The organism is Orenia metallireducens, assembly GCF_001693735.1.
Lineage (GTDB): Bacteria > Bacillota > Halanaerobiia > Halobacteroidales > Halobacteroidaceae > Orenia > Orenia metallireducens.
The window spans coordinates 743,986-761,232 of record NZ_LWDV01000009.1 but is presented as its reverse complement, the minus strand read 5'-3'; the positions used below and the strand labels follow the sequence as shown (position 1 = coordinate 761,232).

The following is a 17,247-nucleotide window of genomic DNA, read 5'->3' as shown; positions in this document are numbered from 1 at the left end:
AAGTGACGGGTGACGAGTAACGAAGAGTTAGAAACATTACTTATCAATTCAAATTATGGAGGTATTAATATAGATGTATGATTATAGAGTGAATCAGGTTGAGTTATTATCACCAGTGGGAAACTGGGCTAGCTTATATGCAGCAGTGCAGAATGGATGTGATGCTGTCTATCTAGGTGGCAAGAGTTTTAATGCTCGTGAAAATGCTGATAATTTTACTGTAGAAGAGTTAGAAGAGGTCTTTGATTATGCCCATATTCGTGGAGTTAAGATTTATGTAACTGTCAATACTCTTTATAAGGATAGTGAGATTAAGGGTGTATTGGAGTTTATCGAAAAGATTTATCAGTATGGAGTAGATGGGGTGATTCTACAGGATTTGGGAACAGCTAAGTTGGTTAAGGATAACTTTCCTAACCTGGAGATTCATGCTAGTACTCAGATGACTATACATAATCTAGAAGGTGCTAAATATTTGGAAGAGTTAGGTTTCTCTCGGGTAGTGATGGCTAGAGAGCTATCCATTGCTGAAGTTAAGGAGATAGCCGATAATACCGACTTAGAGATAGAAGTCTTTGTTCATGGGGCTTTATGTATTTCTTATTCTGGGCAATGTCTGATGAGTAGCTTGATTGGAGGGAGGAGTGGAAATCGTGGTCGCTGTGCTCAACCTTGCCGTCTTCCGTATAGCTTAGTAGATTTAGATAGTGGAGAGGTGGTTAAAGAGGAGTATGCTAAGAAGTATCTACTCAGCCCCAAGGATATCAATACCTTGAAGATTATACCTAAGTTGATTGAGGCAGGGATTACTTCCTTGAAGATTGAAGGGAGGATGAAACGACCAGAATATACTGCTTTGGTAACTGAGAAGTATAGAAAATATATTAATGAATATTTTGAGAATAAAGCTCATCGAGTCTTAGCCAAAGACCAAGAGGAGATAGAGCAGATTTTCAATCGTGGTGGCTTTATCCCTGGTTATTATCTAGGTAAGGACAACTTAGATTTAATCAGCCATCAACGCCCTAAGAACTGGGGTATCAAGGTGGGAGAGGTACTTGCTTATAACCAGCAGACTAAGGAGTGTAAGATTAAATTATCTAAAGAACTTGATCAAGGTGATGGAATAGAGATCTGGATTGATGGTGGTAGAAATATAGGGATGGTACTTTCAGATTATCAGCAAATTAGTAAGGATATTATCTCTGTGGAGATTAGAGGAAAAATCAAGAAAAGTAATCCTGTCTATCGGACTTCTCAGAAGGAGCTATTGGAACGATTACAGGAGAGTTATGTATTCCCTGACACTATCAAGAAGATTGAAATTTTTGGGCAAATCTCAGCTAAGCTAGGTAGACCGATGGAATTTAATCTTTGGGATTCAGCAGGTCATTATGTATCGGCTCAAAGTGAGTTCATCCCTGAGGAAGCTCAAAAACGGGCTATCACCTCTGAAGATTTTCGGGAGCAGTTGAGCAAGTTGGGGAATACCCCTTATCAATTAGAGGACTTAGAATTGGATATCGAGGATAATCTCTTTGTTCCTATTTCTAAGATCAATGAACTGCGTCGTGATGCTGTAGAGAAGCTAGATTATCAGCGAAGCCAGCAGTTTATCATGAATCCACGGAATAATAAGATAAAGGAAGATACTTTTAATCTAGAGCCTTCAAAGCTTGAAAAGACTATGGAGCTGGCAGTTTATTTGAAGGATTTAGATTATATTGAAGAGGTTTTAGAGTTAGGTGTAGATAGAGTCTATTGTGATAGTCGAGGCTTGCAGATAGGGGAGATAGTTGATAAGTTTAGAGATTATCAGACTCAGTTATTTGTGAAGCTACCTCAAATCTCCCGTTCAGCAGAGATGAAGAGGGTTAAGAGTCAGATTGAAGATTTAGAGAAGTCAGAGATCAGTGGTTATCTAGTCCCTCACTTAGGAGCAGCAGAGTTGTTAAAAGGTACAGACAAATCTTTAATTGCAGACTATCCACTGAATACCTTCAATAGTTATAGTGTTAAGCATTGGAGAGGGGAGGATTATCAGAGTCTAGTCTTATCACCAGAGTTGAATTTACAGGAGATTAAAGAGATAGCCAGATATAATAATATTGCTAAGGAACTAATTATATATGGACATCTACCGATGATGATTACTGAGTACTGTCCTATAGGTACTGTTAAGAATGAATTCTCTTCTAAGAAGAAGTGTCAAGGTGAGTGTAGTAAGGGGAGCTATGGTCTCTTAGATAGAAAGAGGATGGTAGCTCCAATTGAAGCTAACCCTAATAGCTGTGCAACAATTATCTACAATAGTCAGCCACTATATCTGATAGAGTATCTAGATGAGATCAGTTTAACAGGTTGTCAGAGTTATCGTCTTGACTTTATTCTAGAAGATAAAGAAGAGGTGCTTGAGGTAATTAGAGCTTATCAGGCTAAGTTGAAAGGGGAAGATGTTGATTTGAGTGAGTTGAGTTTTAGGTTTAAGAAGAAGGGGTATACGACTGGGCATTATTATCGGGGAGTGAAGTAAGGCAGTTGATAGTTTACGTATAATTAAAGGAATATTAAAAGGTAGAGAGAGTCGGGGGGGTTCCTCGGCTTTTTTAATTATTACTTGTTGTTCAGGCTCGTAAATCTAAAGTAAAATAAAAAGATAGTTAGCCGATAATGAGAATTACTTAAATTAAAGATGCTTTTTCTGTAACTTTTAAAAGTAATTTGCAGGATTTTAACAAATATAGTAGTAATATAGTGGTAGATAATTCTTTTAGTGTATATAAAAGACATGAATTGGTTATAAATTTTATAAAGGAAGATTTCAATTATGAAAGGAGCCAATTTATGTCTATAGTAGTAAATAAGAATGAAGATTTTTTAGTAGTTAGTTTTAAGTATTCTGAGAAAAGGGTAGAGAGAATAAGGCAGTTGAGAGGACGGAGGTGGGATGCAGAAGATAAGGTTTGGATAGTCCCTTATTCATTCGATAATATAAAGAAAATAAAAGAAATTTTTAAAGATGAAAAGGTTGTCTTAAATTTTGAATATTTTAGTGAAAATGAAATTACAATAAAAAAATTTATAGAATGTTTAAGGTTGAAGGGATATAGTAAAAGAACAGAGGATGTATATTTGAGTCATATTAGACAATTTATTAATTTTAGTAATGAGAGTATTGATAAAGTTAGGGCAGAAGATATCAAAAGGTATCTATTATTTTTATTAAATGAAAGGAAACTTTCTCATTCTTTTGTTAATCAAGCAGTTAGTGCTTTGAAATTTTTGTTTGCGAAGGTACTTAAGAAGGATAATATTACAATTGGTATACCTCGACCTAGAAAAGAGAAAAAGCTACCTCAAGTATTAAGTGAGAAAGAGGTAGTTAGAATATTAGAATCATTAGACAATCAAAAGCATAAAACAATTTTATATTTGGTCTATTCAGCTGGACTGAGAGTAGGAGAGGTTGTTAAATTAAAATGTGAGGATATTGATAGTGATAGAATGTTAATTAGAGTTAGGCAAGGAAAAGGTAGAAAGGATAGATATACTACACTATCATATCTTGCTTTAGATGTAATAAGAGACTACTATAAAGTGTATAATCCTAAAAAATGGTTATTCTCTGGAGCAAAGCCAGATACTCATTTGACCAAAAGAACAGTACAAAAAATTTTTAAGAAGGCTTGCTCGAAAGCAAAGATAAAAAAGGATGTATCTGTTCATGATTTAAGGCATTCTTTTGCTACACATTTATTAGAAAGGGGGACTGATCTTCGCTATATTCAAGAGTTGCTTGGTCATAAGAGTTCTAGAACAACAGAAGTTTATACACATGTCAGTAAAAAAAGTATTAGTAAGATTGAGAGTCCTTTAGATAAGATATAAGCTTTTGAGGGGCACTAAGTTTAAAGATATATAGGGTATTAACGAAGTACTTCGTTAATACCACTGGATATGAGGGTTTTATGACGTATGTCGTTAATACCTATAAATAAGAGAATTATACGACATACTTCGTTAAGATATATGTTAGGTGACATAGATGCAATGCAGGTGTTATAACAATAATGATGATAATAAAAATATGATATATCATATATGATAGTTGTTTGTTACTTAATGAAAGAAATTTAGTTTGTTTGTTATTATAGGATTTTTATTAAATGACATGATTAAAAAAGAGAGAATTAATATTCAGAATGAGGGAGATAAAAAATGAAAACAAACATTTATTTTGTTAGACATGCAGAGAGTAATTATGTTCCAAAGGATGATGATTTTTATCGACCATTATCTGAAAAAGGTAAAAATGATGTTAAGAGAGTAACTGATTTTTTTAAAGACTTGAATATTACAAGAGTGTTATCAAGTCCTTATATTAGAGCAGTACATACTGTAGAAGGTGTATCAAAAGATAAGAATTTAGATATGGAAATAATAGAAGATTTTAAAGAGAGAAAAGTAGCGAATAGATATTTAAATGATGAAGAATTTAGAAATTTTGTAAAGCATCAATGGAATGATTTTGATTATTGCTTGGAAGGTGGAGAATCATTAAATCAAGTGCAGGAAAGAGGAATAAGAGCATTAAATAAAATAATAAGAAAATATCATAATGAAAATATTATAGTTGGAACTCACGGGACTTGGTTAGGAGTTATTTTAAATTATTTTGATGAAAAATATGATTATAATTTTTGGAAAACTATTAAAATGCCAGACATAGTTTTGTTGAGTTTTGAGAATGAAAATTTAAAATTTATTAAGCAGATAGAAGTTTAAATTTTTTAGTGAAGGCTTAAAGTTAGCATCTACGTCACCTAACAGCACGTTAGCGACATCCTACCTTGAGAGGATAAATGAAAGTAGGGGCTGACTTATGTTAGCTTGTAATTTTAGTTAGAGGTTAGGATCAGTATTGGGGACGTCGCGAACCTGCGGGACGTTATACGCAATCTCACTTAAAACGGAACTACTTTTAAATAATTTTAAAAAAAGAGGGATGGTCTTATGAATCAAATGGCAATAGCTTTTAGTAAACTACAAAGTCAATTAAATAAAGGATGTGAATATAAAGATTGTTTTTATAGTAATTGTTCTTCAAAAGTTATAAATGCACATTCAATACAGAATAATAAAATTTTAAATAAAATTTCTGATGATGGCGATGTATTAGGTATAAAGGTCAAAATTAATAAGTTTGGATTTCCTAAACCAACATTGGAAAGAATAGGACGCAAAAAGGCTTCTACTTTTTTGGGATTTTGCAATGAACATGACACTAATATATTTAAACCTATCGAATTATATGATTATAAAATAGGTAATAAGGAACAAGAATTTTTATTTGCTTATAGAGCCTTAGCTAAAGAATATAATACTAAAAGAACTGTAAAAAATCTATATGAAAAAATGTTATCTTTAAGTAAAGAAGAACTAATAGATTTAAGAAAATTTTGTGGAATTCCAATAGATATTGGTTTAAATGATTATAAAAAACATTTAAAATTGATTTCTAGAGGAACTAATGAATCAATAGAAAAATTAGAATCTTTAAAAATTCCAATGAACATTAATTTGGGTAAGGATAAATTTTATAAAATTGAGTCAAAAGTGATTGAACTTCCTGAAGAGTATCATATAGCAGTTTCTTCTTTATTTTTTATTGAATGGGATGTAGAAGGTAATTTAATTAATGATTTAATTTATTATAAAAATATTAAACCAATATTTTTAACTATTTTCCCTCAAAATCAAAAAACATTTATTATTATGAGTTATCTTCAACAGCATAAAAATTATTTTGAATTTATAGATAATCAGATTTTAAATAGAGCTTTAGAGAAACAGAAAGTTATAGTTTCAAATATGGTAACTTTATATGTTGAGAATGTATATCTTTCTCCTATAAAATGGGAGTCATTAAGTGAAAAAGAGAAAAGGGATTATCTTAAATTATATGATATGTCATTGTTTAGTAAACCCAATAGTTTATTAGTAGACCCTAAGATGGATATATTTATATAAAGTAACATATAGTGCAAAGTGAGACTGCGTATAACAGCAGATTAGCAACATCCCAGTTGATGAGCATAAATGGGGGCTGGGATGACTTATGTTAGATTTGCAGGTTTATCTTGAGAATATGAGCGTTATCAGGGACGTCGCGAATCTGCGGGACGTTATGCGAAATCAACAAATGAAGGTAGGGGAGATATGACAATGAAAATATTAATCATGGGAGGAACACAGTTTGTTAGCAGTTCAATCGCTAAATATATGATAGATAAAGGTAACAAAGTTGATATTTTTACTAGAGGGAAAAAAGCTGTTAATTATGATGGGATTAGAAATCATATAAAAGCAAACAGAAAATCTGCAACCGATTTAAGAGATAAATTAAGAGGAAAATCATATGATGTTGTATTTGATATTTCAGCATATACAAAGGAAGATGTTGCATTACTAACATCAGTTTTAGATAGAACTAAACTGAAAAATTATATTTTCTGTAGTTCTGGTTCGGTTTATGAAGCTACTGAAGAGGTTGTTAAAGAAGATTATTCAAGAGGTTTTAATCAAAATTGGGGAGACTATGGATTAAATAAAAAGAAAGCAGAGGATTATTTATTTAGTTTATATGAAAAAGAAAAGTTTCCGATTACTATTTTTAGACCTACTTACATTTATGGAGAAGGAAACAATTTGTATAGAGAAACTTATTTATTTGATAGAATAAGTGAGGAATCAATTTTGCCGATACCAGCAGGAAATAGTAAAAATCAATTTGTTTATATTAAAGATTTAGTAAAAACTTTTGAAAGTGCTATGTATTCGGAAAAAGCAATAGGAAATGCATACAATTTAACTCATCCTGAAAAAGTATCATGGGAATGTTTAGTTGAAACTGCTATGGAAGTTGTAGGAAAAGAAATAGGAATAAAGAAAGTAGATTATGATGATTTAGGTGTAAATGTAAGAAGATTTTTTCCATTTAGAGATGTTACATATTTATTGAGTATAGAAAAATTAGAAGAAGATGATTTATATATTCCTAAAATTAATTTAAGAGAAGGTTTAAGAAAAGCTTATAATTGGTATTGTGAGGAAAAACCTGAAGTAGAAGACCCTAAAATAAGCAAAATAAAATTTGTACTAAATAGTTAATTGGGTGCAATGTTGACTTCGCATAACAGCAGCTTAGCGACATCCAGTTGCAGTGAATAAATGAAACTGGGGATGACTTATGAAATTCAGGTTGCATTAAATTAAGTTACAGAGCATTAATGAGGACGTCGCGAAGCTGTAGGACGTTATGTGACATTGATCTCTTAGATATTATTTTATTTTTGAATTAAGGGTGGTAATTATATGGATGTAAGAAAAATGATAGATAAAATTATTAATCAAGATGATTGGTCTACTAAAGATTTTGAAATGGTTTTATTAAAATGTTTGGAAAGTAAAGATTCTGTAGGATTGAATAACATAATGTTATTAGTAGATAATGAATATAAGCAAACATATCCTGATAAAGAATATATATTTTGCTCTGTTATGAGTGCTATGTTGTGGGAAGAAGAAGGGTTAAAGTTATTATCTAAATTAGTTATAAATACTAAAAAAAGCAAAGTGATAAGTGCAATATTAAGAGTGTTTTCACATATAGCAGGATACTCTTTAAATGAATTGATTGATAGGTATATTAAATCTTATTTTTCATCAAAAATTTGTGAAAAGTTAAATAATAACAATTGTTATAGAAATAAAAGCTTTGTGAATGATGTTAGAAGAGAGTTAGTTAATTTGGTGACTTCTTTTGACTCGGATGACCTAATACCTATTGATTTATATCTTTCATTTCATACACTACTTGCAAGTAGTTATATAAATGATAATAAAAAAGCATTTAATAATTTTGGTTATGCTTTAAGTAGTAGGTGGTTTAGACTTAATGATAAAGTTTTAGACGAATATAATAATCTAATAAATCAAGATAATCTATATGAAGAATTAGTTCATAAATACTTAGAAAAACACCCTTATATTCTAGATTCATTTTATGCAAACATATGGAGTAAGCCTAAACTTGGTGAGAAGTTAATTCCAGATTTTATTATTAAACAGATGGATGATAATTATACAGTTGTTGAAATAGAAAAACCTACTGATATCATTATAAATAAAAATGGTAATTTAAATTCTAAAGTGACACATGCTATAAGACAAGCTTTGGAATATCGCGAATGGATTATTTCAAATAACCTTTATGCTAGAAAAACTTTTGATAATATATGGAGACCTTTTTGTTTAGTTGTTATAGGGATGGAATCTTCTTTAAATGAAGAACAAATTGCTCGTTTAAAGCAAGAAAATGAATCAAGGAAAGGTGTAGTTAAAATTGTAGGGTTTGATTGGCTGTATAATCGTGCAAAAACTGTATTAAAGAATATAGTAAATACAACATTTAGTAGATTAGAATATTAAATAATTGAAATAATATGATAATCATAAAAAACCGAGATCAACATCACATAACAGCACCTTAGCGACATCCCAACTTGAGAGGATAAATTAAAAGTGGGGCTGACTGATGTGAGCTTGTGAGTTTTATTAGGGGTTGGAGCAATGTGGGGACGTCGCGAAGCTGCGGGACGTTATGTGAAAGAATCGGCTAACTTCTGCATGGTTGGTAATAGAGATTTGTGATCTTCTATCCTAAAAACTAAGATAAAAATTTTTGAACTTGTATGTTAATGTTACCAGCCAGCCAAGAAGATCTTTTTTTTATTAGTTAGGAAAGAAAATTGTGCTATAAAAGTTAATTGTTTAATTTAGTTAAGAGATGGGATGACTTTTATAATTCATGTAGTGATGAGCTGTTATATTAGTCTGGACATTTGCTTTTAATAGGAGAAATAGAGTTGGAAATTAGATTTAGTGTTAGGGGTTTGGCTGGCTGGAGTCTCATTTTAGCAATTATTCTCATCAAGGTTTTGAGGATAGAAGAAACTAACTAATAACTCTAAGTATGAGCTTTTATGATACATAGTGGTATGGAAGAACAGTCAGGTAGATGCTATGACGCCGATTCCATCACATAACAAGACGTTAGCTACACCTAGATTTAAGTGGGAAATAGTAGCTGGGGATGACTTATATGAGATTTGGTGGTTGGATGCTGAATTGGGAGATAGGGGTGGCGTCGCGAACCTCTGGGACGTTACACGACATGCTAAGTTCTATTCATTGTTTGTATGGGCATGTGTTCTTTTAATTCCTCTAAAAATGAGATATAATATACTTAATATTGAGAATAATATTAATTAGTGAGGGATAAATAGATATGAAAAGAGAAATTTTAGACCCTAAAGTTGATTTTGTATTTAAGCAAATATTTGGTTCGGAGAAACATCCAGAAATATTGATTGCATTTTTGAATAGTGTATTTGGAACAAAGGGTACAGAAGATGAGATTGAAAGTGTAAAAATAGAAAACCCAGATATAGATAAGGATTGGGAAGATGATAAGTTTTCTCGGTTAGATGTTAAGGCAACAACTAATAATAATACTAAGGTAAATATAGAAATTCAGTTGAAAAATCAATATAATATGAAAAGAAGAACATTATATTATTGGAGTAAATTATTTGAATCGCAAATGGAAGAAGGAGATCCTTATCAAAAATTACAAAAGACTGTAACAATAAATATTTTGAATTTTAATTATTTAAGAGAGAATAATAGGTATCATAATGCTTATGTATTAAAGGAAAAAGAGACTAATGAAGTATTGACTGATTTAGAGGAAATTCATTTTATAGAATTACCTAAATTAGATGCAAATAGTTTTAGTAGTATTGACGAAGTAGAAAGTAAGAGAGAACAGGATGATTTAATTCCTTGGGCACTATTTTTAAAAAATCCCGATAGCGAGGTGATAAGAATGCTTGAGGAAAGAATAAAAGAGTTGAAAGAGGCGGCAGAAGTTTTAGAATTATTGAGCCATGATAAGAAAACTAGAGAGCTATATGAGAGTCGGCAAAAGGCAATTCATGATCAAGTTACTAATATAATAGGTGCTACAGAAGAAGCTAGGGAAGAAGGAATAAAAATAGGAAAACTAAATACTGCTAAGAACTTATTAAATATGGGATTAAGTATTGAACAGGCATGTAAAGCAACAGGTTTAAATAAGGAAGAAGTAGAAAATTTAAAATAAAGTTGAATCCCTGAGTAATTACATCGCTGGACTCAGGGGTTATTTTTTTACCTTGCTAGTGGAAATAAAATCTTATAATTATTAAATACAGTAAATTTGGATTAAATACTTAAAAAGACGCACGTCGTGTAACAGCAGCTTAGCGACATCCTAGCTGTGAGCATAAATGAAAGTGGGACTGACTTATGTGAGCTTGTGGTTTTAATTAGAGATTGGAGCGTTGGCGAGGACGTCGCGAAGCTGCGGGACGTTACACGACATGCTAAATTCTGTTGGGTACTCAAATTTTTCGTTATGGTATGACTTTTAATTTCTCTGAAAATAAGATATAATATTGTTAAATTGAAGTAATTATAGTAGTTAGTGAGGGATAATGTATATGAAAAGAGAAATTTTAGACCCTAAAGTTGATTTTGTATTTAAACAGATATTTGGCTCTGAAAAACATCCAGAAATATTGATTGCATTTTTGAATAGTGTTTTTGGAACTAAAGGAACAGAAGAAGAAATTGTAAGAGTAAAAATAGAAAATACAGATATGGATAAAGATTGGGAAGATGATAAGTTTAGTCGATTAGATATCAAAGCAACTGCTAATAATAATACTAAGATAAATATAGAGATTCAGTTGAAGAATCAATATAATATGAAGAGAAGGACATTATATTATTGGAGTAAATTATTTGAATCACAAATGGAAGAAGGAGATCCTTATCAAAAATTACAAAAGACTGTAACAATAAACATCTTAAATTTTAATTATTTAAGAGAGAATAATAGGTATCATAATGCTTATGTATTAAAGGAAAAAGAGACTAATGAAGTATTGACCGATTTAGAGGAAATTCATTTTATAGAATTGCCTAAATTAAATGCAGATAGTTTTAAAAATATTGATGAAGTAGAAAGTGAAAGAGGAAAAGATGATTTAATTCCTTGGGCACTATTTTTGAAAAATCCTGATAGTGAGGTGATAAGAATGCTTGAGGAAAGAATAAAAGAGTTGAAAGAAGCGGCGGAAGTTTTAGAGTTATTAAGTCATGATAAGAAAGCTAGAGAATTATATGAGAGTAGGCAAAAAACAATTCATGACCAAGTTACTAATATAATAGGTGCTACCGAAGAAGCTAGGGAAGAAGGAAAAAGGTTAGAAAAAATAAATACTGCTAAAAAATTATTAAATATGGGGTTAGATATAGAGCAAATAGTTGAAGTAACAGGCTTATCTAAGAAAGAGATAAAAAATTTGAAATAAAGTTGAATCCCTGAGTAGTTATATTTTAAACTCAGGGTTATTTTTTTACCTTATCAATGGAAATAAAATCTTAAAATTATTAAATACAGTAAATTTGGATTAAATAATTAAAAAGACGCACGTCGTGTAACAGCACCTTAGCGACATCCCAGTTTGAGTGCATAAATGAAAAGTGGGGCTGACTTATGTTAGGTTGTAGCTTTAATTGGAGGTAAGGAGCGTTGACGGGGACGTCGCGAAGCCGCGGGACGTTAGCTGACATACTCAGTTTTATATAAAAATGTGAAATTAATTTTATTTTGTAAATTTCTTTTCTATGATAGGAGTGATATTGTGAGTAGATTGAAATCTGATATAGGGGCTGAATCTGCTTTTCGAGGATTTAGAACGCAAACATTATATATAGTTAATAGAATATTGAATCACACTGAAGATGAGTTTAAGTTTCAACCAGAAGGAAAAGAAGATTTAGCGGTTTATGATAATAATATTAATCTTAAAGAAGTGGTACAAGTAAAGAATTATTCTACTAATTTATCTTTATCTTCTCTTTCTCCTCAAAAAGAAGACTCTTTTTTTAGAAGGTCTTTAAAGACTTTAAAAGAGGGACAAGCCTCTAAATTAAATTTAGTAGTTTTTGGGAATGTAGGCCCTGAATTATATAATGCTATTATAAAAGAGGGAATAGATAGGGATAAGGTAAAAAAGAAATTGAAGGAGAATTATAATTACAAAGAAGAAGAAATAGAACTTATTTTTAAAAATTTAAAAATAGAAAGAGTGAAGGAAAGTAAAATTATAGAAAATATAAAAAGAGCTCTAAGAAAAAATCCTCAAGTAACAGTTGATTATCAAATTGCTTTTGATTTATTAATGTATTGGATTTATGAATTGTCAGAAGAAGAAGGATTTGTAGATAGACATTCCTTATTAAATAAATTAGATCAAATAGGTATGTTTTTAAATGAAAGAGTTAGTTTTCATGAAGAATATGGTAATGCTATTTTACCATTAGATTATATGAAAGTTGAAAAAGAGGAATCTATAGAACGAGTACGAGAGGAATTTTATGTTGGAGTATCTGCTAAATATATTCATATTAAAAATAATTTAGATGTAATTAGAGAAGAAAAGATTAGACAGATTAAGAAAAAATTTGAAAAAGATAATATAGTAATTATTCATGGGGCTTCAGGGCAAGGAAAAAGTACATTAGCTTATCGTTATTTATATGAATTCCATCCAACTAATTATTCATATCAAATTAACTATATCAAAGGAAAATCTCATGCACGTAGAATTATTAATACTTTATATGGAATATCTAAATCAGTAGACTTACCTTTAATGATTTATATAGATGTTGAGCCTGGTAATGTCGAATGGACAGAAATAGTGAAAGAAGTTGCAAATAATTATACAAAATTTAAAGTATTAGTTACTATTAGAGAAGAAGATTGGAAGAGGTCTTCTTTAACAGGAGCTGACTTAATATTTTCTGAAATGGAATTAAATTTTAATCGTTTAGAAGCTGAAAAAATTTATAAAAAACTGATAGAAAGAAAGCCAGATGTTAAATTTAGGGATTTCGAGGAAGCATGGTTAAGTTTTGGAGAGAAAGGACCTTTATTAGAATTTACTTATTTAGTTACTCAAGGTAATACATTAAAAGATAGATTAAAGCAACAAATAGAAAATATTGAAAAAAGGATAAGTCAAGGAGAAGAATCTACTCAGTTAGAATTATTAAAAATTGTTTCTTTGGCTAGTGCATATGATGGAAAAGTAGATTTAAGCTCCTTACTTTCAAATCTTGAACTTAGTGCTCCAAAATATATATTACAATTATTTGAAAAAGAATATCTGCTAAGGAGAAGTGAAAATGGCAAGTATTTGACAGGATTACATTCTATTAGGTCAAAAATTTTAATTGATATTTTATTTGATCCAGTTATATCGCCGAAAAATGAATATATTAAGAAGTGTATTTCAGTTTTAGCAGAAGAAGATTTAAAAATATTCATTTTACATTCTTTAAATAAACATACTAAATATGAGGAAATCTTAAATTATTTAAAGGATATTAAACTATCTTCTTGGGTAGGTTTTAATGGAGTGATTAATAGTTTATTATGGTTTGGTATTAAACAATATGTTGAAAAAAATCGCAATACAATTGATGAGGTATATGATAGGTTTGGATATGGATGGTATATTGTTTTAGGTTTAGATATAAGTAATTCTATGTCTGATAAGCCAATTAATATTTTTGAAAAAATTGATTTACCTAATATAAATCAAGACATAAAAGATAAAATTAATGGATGGCATAAAACATTAAGAGAAAATAGAGATAAAATATACACCTTTCTAGATGATTATCTTCGACAGGTAGAATTACCCACTAATTTTCCTGATTCAGACAAAGATTGGTCAAATTGCGGTGAAGCTTTATTTTGGTTAGGAAAAGTGAATATAGAAAGAAAGATTAATTTAACTGAATTTGATTATAATAAAGCATTAGAATTAAATTCACTAGAATATATAGCTGATATATTAGCTGGGTTATATTATTATAATTCAAATGATAGTAGAAAAGTTTTAAGCGAAATTAGACCTAAATTTATTAGTAGATTCAAAAAAGAATTTAATGTTCCAATTATAGAAGATGATGGAGAGAAATTAACTTTACATTGTATAATTAATATTGAAGGAAAAGATATAGAAGAAGATAATTTTATTCATGCACAGATAATGAAGAATATAAATTTAATGAGAAAAGTTTATCCTGATAGAAAATTTTTTGCAAGTCAAGGATATGGACATAAGTTTGATTTAATACCTTATGATATGGATGATACTCAGAAAAAAATTCCAATAAGAAATCTGCCTTTAAAATGGTTGACTAATATAAATGCTATTTTTGGTGAATTAGCAAGTTGGAAATATCGCCCAGATAATTGGACAGAATATGTTGAAAATATTATAAGTAAAAGAGAAAAATTAGTTATCATATTAAAGCAATTAATTCAAGGTATAGGTGAACATTTTAAAAAGCAAAGTAAGGTAAACATTTTTGGAAAGTATATTTCAAGTTTGGAATGGGATAATTTAAAAAAATCTTTCTGTTATGAAGTTCCATTTCCTAAAACAGTAGTAGATAGTTGGGGATTTACTAGTGAAGGTAGGAAAGTAAATGATATTTCTAATCAGTTACCTGAAATTGCACTTAATCTTCAAAGATATAGTCAATTTAAAGATTTATATAGTAATTTTAAGGCGGCAGTTCAAAATTTTTTACAGCAAGCTATTAATATTATATTAGCTAAAACAGAGTTTAAAGGGAAGAGTATGAAGGAAAAAAGAAAAATCAACAAAATATTTGAAGCTAATGGAATAAAATTTGATGATGATATTAATAGAATTTGTATGATTAATTTAGGGAATATTTTAAAGACTTATAATCAATTTCAAAGAGAATTTCAACGGATTTTTGGAAAGTATGTGGATGATGATGAAATAATCAATTTAAAAACCGAAGAAGAAGAAACTTATAAAATATTATTAGGTGTATGGAATAAATTTGCAATTGAATATTTTAAATATGATATGGATATAGTTAATACGGCTGAAACAGAAATTATAGAATTTAAAAAAGATATGGAAAACAATATACAAAATGAACTTAATAATTTATCTAATAATAATATAAATGTAAATATTGTTAAATCTTTTGAGAAAGAAAAGGTAATACTATTAGATATACCTGATTCTTTAATTTTAAATGAAAGCTTAGAAAAAACTTTTAAGAATTTAAAAACTGTCTTTCAGTCTATAAAAGATTCTTATTTTAAGCGAATATTAGCAGAATTAAATTTTCAAAAGTTCAGAGTAATTCCTTTAGTAAAAGGAAAAGTTATAAATTTAAGGAGTTATGAGATTAAATTATATAGATTGTTAGATATCGATGAAGAGAATTTAGAATTTTTTGATTTAGTTCCTCAATTATTGAATAAGGAAATTTTAGAAGAATTAAATATTGAAGGGTGGTTTGACTATATTTCAGAACTAAAGGTTTTGGAAGAATTTGAAGTTGAATTTTATGAACTATATAATTATTTATTTCATGTTACCCAATTAAAAGGATTAGAAGAATTATCAGAAGAAAATTTATTAGCAAATGGAATACTTAAAAATTATACTGATGAATATATAGAGAAAGTATTCATTAAATTTGAAAAAACAACTAGATTATTAAAAAAGATTATGGATGATTTGGAAAATAGAACTCGATGCTTACTTGATTATTTAAATAATCATCCTGAAAGATTTAAGCCTCAATATATGGATAGATTTGAAATTGTGGATTTAGCAAGTGAATTGGGTGAGAAGATTAATCCTAGTGAATTTGATCCTAGTAAAGATTATAGGTTACATGAAATTTTACAGATATTATATAACTGGAGAAAAAATCTAAAAGAGATAATTGAAATTCCATCAATAATTTATTTGTTTTTGAGCAGAGAATTAATCGAAGAATACTGTATCAGAAATAAAATATAAAAAAGTATTTAAACTAAAAAGCCGTACGTCAGCTAACATGAGCTTAACGACATCTAACCTGTGGAGCATAGATGAAAGCGGGGGGTGACATATGAAAGTTTTATGTTTGAATTAGAGTTGGGAGCATTGGTGAGACGTCGTGAAGCTCAGGGACGTTAGACGAAATGCCCTTAGTGGTAGGAGGAGAGTGAACCTTTATTATGGGGGAAGTTAAACCTTATACATCATATCCAGGAGTCAATAAATTATTAGATAAATTTGTATCAAATGTTAATAACATATTGAAACAACAACTTGTTAGTATATATATTCTAGGATCATTGGCAGTTGGTGATTTTAATTTAAATTCTAGTGATATTGATTTTTTAGTTATTACTGAAACAAATCTTAAGAAAGAAATTATAACTTATTTAAGAAATATGCATTATGAATTAGTTTCAAATAATCCTATTTGGGGAGATAGATTAGAGGGATCATATATTTCTAAAGATAAATTGAAAGAATTTCAACCTCCAGAAAACCCACGACCATATATACATAAGGGACAATTAAAATTATTGAGATATGGAAATGAATGGATTATAGAAAAGTATGTTCTTAAAAAACACGGGATGATTTTAAAAGGTGAGGATTTAAGAAGTGAAATTAAATATATAAAACAAAATGATTTAAAACGGGTAACATTAAAAATATTGTATAACTGGTGGAAGCCAATGATTAATAATAAAAGTAAATTATATGATGATGAATACCAAGCCTATGCAGTGCTTAGTATGTGTAGAGTTATATATACATTGCATCATGGAACTGTTGTTTCAAAACCTAAAGCTGCTCGATGGGTAAAAAAAGAATTGAGTGAAAAATGGGATTCATTAATAAATGATGCTTTGATGTGGAGCAAAGATATGAAATTTAATAGGATAGATGAAATAGTAAAATTTATTAAATACACAATTCAATATAGTCAACAATTTAATAATTTATTAGAAGATTGATTATTAATAATATATTTTTGCTAAAAGAATTTTTAACTGAAACAGTAAATTGTCGGGCACTTCGTCTAACATGGCATTTCCGTAACGGCCAAAGAACGGCCTACCCTACGGGACATTACCTTTGTCATGTCTTTTGCAATAGAGGGGTTAGGGGTTTTAGTGGCAAAAGCCATGCCAACCCTAACGGGACGGTAACGTCGGAAATACCA

Annotated in this window: 11 protein-coding genes; all 11 read left to right on the top strand. The window is 29.6% G+C overall.

The features are described 5' to 3' along the window. The first annotated feature begins 73 nt into the window (after positions 1–73). The 11 genes from U472_RS11560 to U472_RS11510 all read left to right on the top strand — a co-directional run bounded on the left by U472_RS11560 (position 74) and on the right by U472_RS11510 (position 17,038). Positions 74–2,533, top strand: a complete 2,460-nt coding sequence (locus tag U472_RS11560; RefSeq protein WP_068718618.1) for a U32 family peptidase — start codon at positions 74–76, stop codon at positions 2,531–2,533. A 311-nt stretch (positions 2,534–2,844) separates the two neighbouring features. Continuing rightward, complete coding sequence (gene xerA, locus U472_RS11555) at positions 2,845–3,888, top strand: site-specific tyrosine recombinase/integron integrase (protein ID WP_068718617.1); 1,044 nt, start codon at positions 2,845–2,847, stop codon at positions 3,886–3,888. A gap of 330 nt (positions 3,889–4,218) precedes the next feature. Further along, a complete protein-coding gene (locus U472_RS11550; protein ID WP_068718615.1) occupies positions 4,219–4,785 on the top strand; it encodes a histidine phosphatase family protein in 567 nt (188 codons plus the stop codon). Between the two features lie 228 nt (positions 4,786–5,013). Continuing rightward, on the top strand, positions 5,014–6,030 hold the full coding sequence (locus U472_RS11545) for a hypothetical protein (protein WP_068718613.1): 1,017 nt from the start codon (positions 5,014–5,016) through the stop codon (positions 6,028–6,030). 195 nt (positions 6,031–6,225) lie between these two features. Beyond that, positions 6,226–7,170, top strand: a complete 945-nt coding sequence (locus tag U472_RS11540; RefSeq protein ID WP_068718611.1) for an NAD-dependent epimerase/dehydratase family protein — start codon at positions 6,226–6,228, stop codon at positions 7,168–7,170. Positions 7,171–7,374: 204 nt separating this feature from the next. Continuing rightward, a complete protein-coding gene (locus U472_RS11535; protein ID WP_068718609.1) occupies positions 7,375–8,490 on the top strand; it encodes a Shedu anti-phage system protein SduA domain-containing protein in 1,116 nt (371 codons plus the stop codon). Between the two features lie 564 nt (positions 8,491–9,054). Continuing rightward, positions 9,055–9,333: a hypothetical protein gene (locus U472_RS16890; RefSeq protein ID WP_176714165.1), complete on the top strand. Its 279-nt coding sequence runs from the start codon at positions 9,055–9,057 to the stop codon at positions 9,331–9,333. A 16-nt stretch (positions 9,334–9,349) separates the two neighbouring features. Further along, positions 9,350–10,225: an Rpn family recombination-promoting nuclease/putative transposase gene (locus tag U472_RS11525; RefSeq protein ID WP_068718605.1), complete on the top strand. Its 876-nt coding sequence runs from the start codon at positions 9,350–9,352 to the stop codon at positions 10,223–10,225. A 379-nt stretch (positions 10,226–10,604) separates the two neighbouring features. After that, complete coding sequence (locus U472_RS11520) at positions 10,605–11,480, top strand: Rpn family recombination-promoting nuclease/putative transposase (protein WP_068718603.1); 876 nt, start codon at positions 10,605–10,607, stop codon at positions 11,478–11,480. Between the two features lie 333 nt (positions 11,481–11,813). Then, positions 11,814–16,043: a P-loop NTPase gene (locus U472_RS11515; RefSeq protein ID WP_068718601.1), complete on the top strand. Its 4,230-nt coding sequence runs from the start codon at positions 11,814–11,816 to the stop codon at positions 16,041–16,043. A gap of 200 nt (positions 16,044–16,243) precedes the next feature. Further along, positions 16,244–17,038 carry a nucleotidyltransferase domain-containing protein gene (locus tag U472_RS11510; RefSeq protein WP_068718599.1) on the top strand — a complete coding sequence of 265 codons (795 nt, stop codon included), beginning with the start codon at positions 16,244–16,246 and terminating at the stop codon, positions 17,036–17,038. Positions 17,039–17,247: the final 209 nt, after the last annotated feature.